4 protein-coding genes and 1 pseudogene are annotated in these 4,499 nt (G+C 70.3%); all 5 read right to left on the bottom strand.

The window, feature by feature from the left end:
• Positions 1–453 precede the first annotated feature (453 nt).
• Positions 454–936 (bottom strand): annotated as a pseudogene (locus FV228_RS33785) (VOC family protein); the annotation flags it as partial.
• A 41-nt stretch (positions 937–977) separates the two neighbouring features.
• Complete coding sequence (locus FV228_RS21250; protein WP_147856429.1) at positions 978–1,442, bottom strand: SRPBCC family protein; 465 nt, start codon at positions 1,440–1,442, stop codon at positions 978–980.
• 32 nt (positions 1,443–1,474) lie between these two features.
• Positions 1,475–1,888, bottom strand: a complete 414-nt coding sequence (locus FV228_RS21245) for a glyoxalase/bleomycin resistance/extradiol dioxygenase family protein (RefSeq protein WP_147856428.1) — start codon at positions 1,886–1,888, stop codon at positions 1,475–1,477.
• A gap of 752 nt (positions 1,889–2,640) precedes the next feature.
• On the bottom strand, positions 2,641–3,810 hold the full coding sequence (locus FV228_RS21240) for an SDR family oxidoreductase (RefSeq protein ID WP_238262500.1): 1,170 nt from the start codon (positions 3,808–3,810) through the stop codon (positions 2,641–2,643).
• Positions 3,811–4,013: 203 nt separating this feature from the next.
• Positions 4,014–4,499: MipA/OmpV family protein (locus tag FV228_RS21235; protein WP_147856427.1), on the bottom strand; the 486-nt coding region annotated here is incomplete at its 5' end.

The following is a 4,499-nucleotide window of genomic DNA, read 5'->3' as shown; positions in this document are numbered from 1 at the left end:
CTGCGCCTCGGCCGCCACCGGCCGCTGGCCGACTTGCTCCAAGCGGGCATACGCATCGAGCGCCGCGTCGGCCTGACCGGTCGCCTCCGAGACGCGGGCGCGGACCAGGGCGAGCCGATCGCGGATCCAGGGCGGCAGGTGGGCCGCGTCCTCCGCCCGGGCGGCGGCGGTCTCGGCGTCGCCGTTCTCGATCGCCGCCTCCGCGGCCTGGACCCGGATCTGCTGGGCGAGGTCCGTGGGGTAGCCATCGGCCACCGGCAGCGCGTTGGGGAAGCCGGTCTCGGCCGCCTTCCAGTCGCCGAGACCGGCCGACGCCATCGCGCGCCACAGGGCGGCCTCCGGGTCGCTCGCGAGTCGCGGCCCCGACAGGGCCTTCAGGGCCTCGGCGTAGCGGCCGCTGCGCACGAGTGCCAGGCCGCGCAGGATCGCGACGTCGCGCTGGGTGGCGAGCAGCGGATCCTCGGCGGCGGCCGCCTCCAGGGCCGCGACGTCGAGCTTCACCATGGTCTGCATGGCAGCGAACACCCGGGCCGCCACCGCGGGATTAGGGTCGGCGAGCAGCCGCGGCAGGGCCTCCGGGACGATCTGCCAGGGCACGCCCCAGCGGTCGCGCAGCCAGCCGCACTGGATCTCCGCCCCGCCCTCCCCGGTGAGGGCGTCCCACAGCCGGTCGACGTCCGCCTGATCCGCGCAGGACACCGCAATCGACGCGGCGGTGCCGTACTGCGCCGGGACGCCGCCGTTGAGCGCCTGGAAGCTCTGGCCGCCCAGGGTGAACGCCACCAGGATCGCGGCGCCCGGCGCGCCGCCGGGCCAGGGTCCGGGCGCCCGCAGGATCGGCCCGAGGCTCGAGCCGGGCACCAGCGACACGTAGAACCGCGCGGCCGCCTCCGCGTCGTCCGCGAACCACAGGCAGGTGCTGACCGTCTTCGCCATGACGAGACCTCCGTCCCGAGAGATTGGACCCGTCGCGCGGCCTACAACCCGGCCGCGAGTTCGGCGAGTTGATCGGCGCAGCGCCCCCAGCCCTCGTGGAAGCCCATGGCCTCGTGGGCCGCGCAATCCTCGGCCGACCAGTGCCGGGCCCGCGCGGTGTAGCGGGTTCCCCCGCCCTCGGACTCGAAGGTGATGAGGCCGGTGAAGAACGGCTTCGGCGCGGGTTCCCAGGCCCGTACATAGGCGTCCGTGAACACGATGCGGGCATTCTCGACCAGTTCGAGATAGACGCCTACGCTCGGGAATTCCGTGCCGTCGGGCGCGCGCATGACGATCCGGGTGGCGCCCCCGGGGCGAAGGTCGGTCTCGGCCTCCGAGACCGTGAAGGGCGCGGGTGCGAACCAGCGCTTCAGGAGATCCGGCTCGGTCCAGGCCCGGTAGAGCGAAGCCGGGGATGCGGCGATGCTGCGCGTGAGGACGAGGTCGCGCCCGTTCGGTTCGGTCATGGTCGTGCTCGCTGGCGGCGGTCGTGGGGCGGTCAGCCCTTGCGCTGGTTCATGGCCCAGACGATCCCGAACGGATCGCGCAACTGGCCGTAGCGGTCGCCCCAGAACATGTCGGCCGGCGGCATCAAGGCGGTCGCGCCCGCCGCGACGGCCTCGGCGTAGCGCGCGTCGATATCCTCGACCATCAGCATGAGGGAAAACGCCTGCGGCGCCTGCAGCGGGTGGCCATGCTCCGGGAAGGCGTCGCTCAGCATCAGCGACGACCCGTTGACGTGGAGGTGCACGTGCATGGTCCGGCCCTGGTCGTCCGCCGGCATCGCGGTGACGATTTCGGCCCCGAAGGCGCGCCCGTAGAACTCGGCCGCTCTCAAGGCGCCGTCCACGGTCAGGTAGGCCACGAGCCCGCCCTTCACCGGGGCCGGGATGTCTGGATTCGCGCTGCTCATGGCGTGAGCCTCCGATCGCGGCCGCGCGCCCAGGATCCATGCGTTCGACACGGTCCGATTCGGCCGGTCGAATGTTGTCTCATCCCGTGTGTGATCCGTCGAGCGGCGCGTGAATGGGGATCGAATATTTGAAACGCGGGCCGCATGAGACCAACGGACGGACCCAGGCGCGCACTCTCACCTCGGTGCGGGAGAGGATGGCCCGCAAAGCGGGTCGGGAAAGGGGAACCCGGCTTCCCAAAGGGACGAGACCCAGCCCTTGCAAGGTGTTTGCAGCAGCTGTCGGCATCGAACCGTCCCGCCTGTTCGGCGCCCCCTGGTCTTTGTAGAAGCCGCTTTGAAGGCAGCTTCGTCATCCCGGGGCCGCGAAGCGGAGCCCGGGATCCAGAACCATCGTCGGGTCAAAGACTTGCGCCGCCGGCGGCTCTGGATCCCGGGCTCGCCTGCGGCGCCCCGGGATGACAGGGTGGAGGCTGAAGCGTCTGTGGAAACTTCGGATCCCTGGATGACGTATGGTCCTCTGCGACCCGTCTCTCGCTTCCGCGCCGCCTTCTCGGCTGTCACGCGGGGGCGTGATAGGCGGATGCCATCGTGTCCAGCCTGTGCGGTTCCGAAGCGCTTTATGCCATTGGCAAAACGCGTCAGGTACAGATCGATCCCAACACCGTGAGAGGGCTGGGACGAGGCCGTCTTGAGGGCCGGAGCGCACCTCCGCGCCGTCGCGTCTCGTCAGTCCAGATCGCCGGCGAAATTCACGCGATCGCCGCCAGGGGCCGGTCCGAATGCGCGGCCTCCGCGCCGGGGCCCGGCGCGAACATCTCCATGTCGTCGGCGAACTGCTCGACGATCGTCGCCGAATTGGCCAGGCATACCGGCAGATACGAGGCGAGCGACGGAGCCTGCGCGAACCCGTCTTCGAGCAGCCTGTCGTTGGCGAAGGTGAGGTCGAGGGCGCAGAAGGCGTAGTAGGCGCGGGTGGCACGCAGCATCGCCCGCTTGGACGCGTCGTTCAGGCCGAACACCTCTGCAAAGCGCTTGCGCAACCGGGCGTGGTCGCGCTCAAGATCGAAGCGCTGGAAGGCACGCACCCCGTCGCTCGGATCCGCCGCCTCGAAGGCGGCGATCACGTCGGCCCAGCGGGTCCGCCCGGCGGTGCCCGCGGAGAGGTGATAGAGGGTGTGGCTGAGATCGCGCTTCGCGAGGAGGCCGACCAGCGTCTCGGCGACCCAGTCGGCCGGAACGATGTCGACGCAGCTCTCCGGGCTGCAGGGCAGCATGCGCAGGGCGTCGGCGGCGCGCAGGACCCAGAGGATGCTCGAACTCGGCGCGGCGCCGAGCGTCGCGTGGCCGACGACGATCGACGGCCGCGCCACGACGATCGGCAGGTCGGGGAACAGCGCGGCGAGCGACGTCTCGGTCGCCGCCTTCGATTCGGTGTAGCCGACGATGTGGCGGGCGTCGGCATCGGGATAGGCCGCCTCCTCCACCAGGCTCGGCGCGTCGGCACCGCAGATCATGGCGGTTCCGACATGCAGGAACCGCTGCAACCCCGGCATGGCCCGGGCCCGGCGGGCGAGCGCCAGGGTGCCGTCATGGTTGGTCCGGAACACGCGCTCGCCGCCCCACCATGAGGTGTCGGCGGCGAGATGGAGCACGTGGGTGCAGGCATCGAGCCGCGGATCCATATCGAGGTCGGCCCGGGTGAAGTCGCCGGGGACGATCTCGACCTTGCGCACCAGGCGCTGGGCCGTGAAGGCGTCGGTGAACCGCTCGAGGCGCGCGGCGATGCGCTGGCGCCCCTGCTCCACGCTCGTGCACCGGACCAGGCAGACCCAGCTCGCGTCGTCGTCGCGGCTGAGGGCCTGATGAAGCACGGCGCCGCCGATCAACCCGGTCCCGCCCGTCAGAAGTATGCGTGCCAACGGTGCTCTCCGCTCGATGGGGAGAGTGAGTAGCGCAAAATTTCGGAAACAATCCCGCGGCGGCAGCTTAAAACATGAACTTTTTCCGACCGTGCCCGATCAGCCACAGTCATCACGGGTCCGTGATCGTCTGACGGAAGATACTCACGAACGCGTGATCTATGTCATCAAGCAGAAGACCGCTCTTTGGTCTTTGTCCAAGTTCAAGGAGACGTGCGGAACGAGTAGATCGCCCCGACCGCAACCGTGAGTTCGTTCGCGGTGCCGACGCGGCGCACGATCGGGCTCGCCGCCGCCGCGGCGATCAACCTGTCGTAGCGGACATAGCCGAGGCTCTGCCACGCGTCGGACCAATCGTAGCTCACGGTGGCCGTCGCCCCGGCGGAACGCGGTCCAGAAGAAGCCCGGTACGGGGCCAGGACGGGATTCACGAGCGTCGCGGCGACCGGGACGTCGAAGTCCAGATGCATGGCGGCGGCATCGCCGACCACGAACCGGGGGCCCAGGCTGAGGGTGAACCGCCCGAAACGGCCCACCAGGTCGGCCGCCAGCTTGGCGATGATCCCGTCATGGGCGCGGACGCCCTGCGTGACCTCGGCCCGCAGCCTAAACGTATCGGGGACCGGCCAGACCTCTCCGAACAGGCCAAGCCCGACCGTGGCCGGCAGGCGCGGCAGGCCGGCCACGGT

This window comes from Methylobacterium sp. WL18, from assembly GCF_008040015.1.
GTDB classification, from domain to species: Bacteria; Pseudomonadota; Alphaproteobacteria; order Rhizobiales; family Beijerinckiaceae; genus Methylobacterium; species Methylobacterium mesophilicum.
This window is presented reverse-complemented; position numbering and strand designations above follow the sequence as displayed.

Coding starts and splice junctions, on each gene's coding strand:
- FV228_RS21250 (WP_147856429.1), bottom strand. CDS start 1,442: ATGACCGAACCGAACGGGCGCGACCTCGTCCTCACGCGCAGCATCGCC.
- FV228_RS21245 (WP_147856428.1), bottom strand. CDS start 1,888: ATGAGCAGCGCGAATCCAGACATCCCGGCCCCGGTGAAGGGCGGGCTC.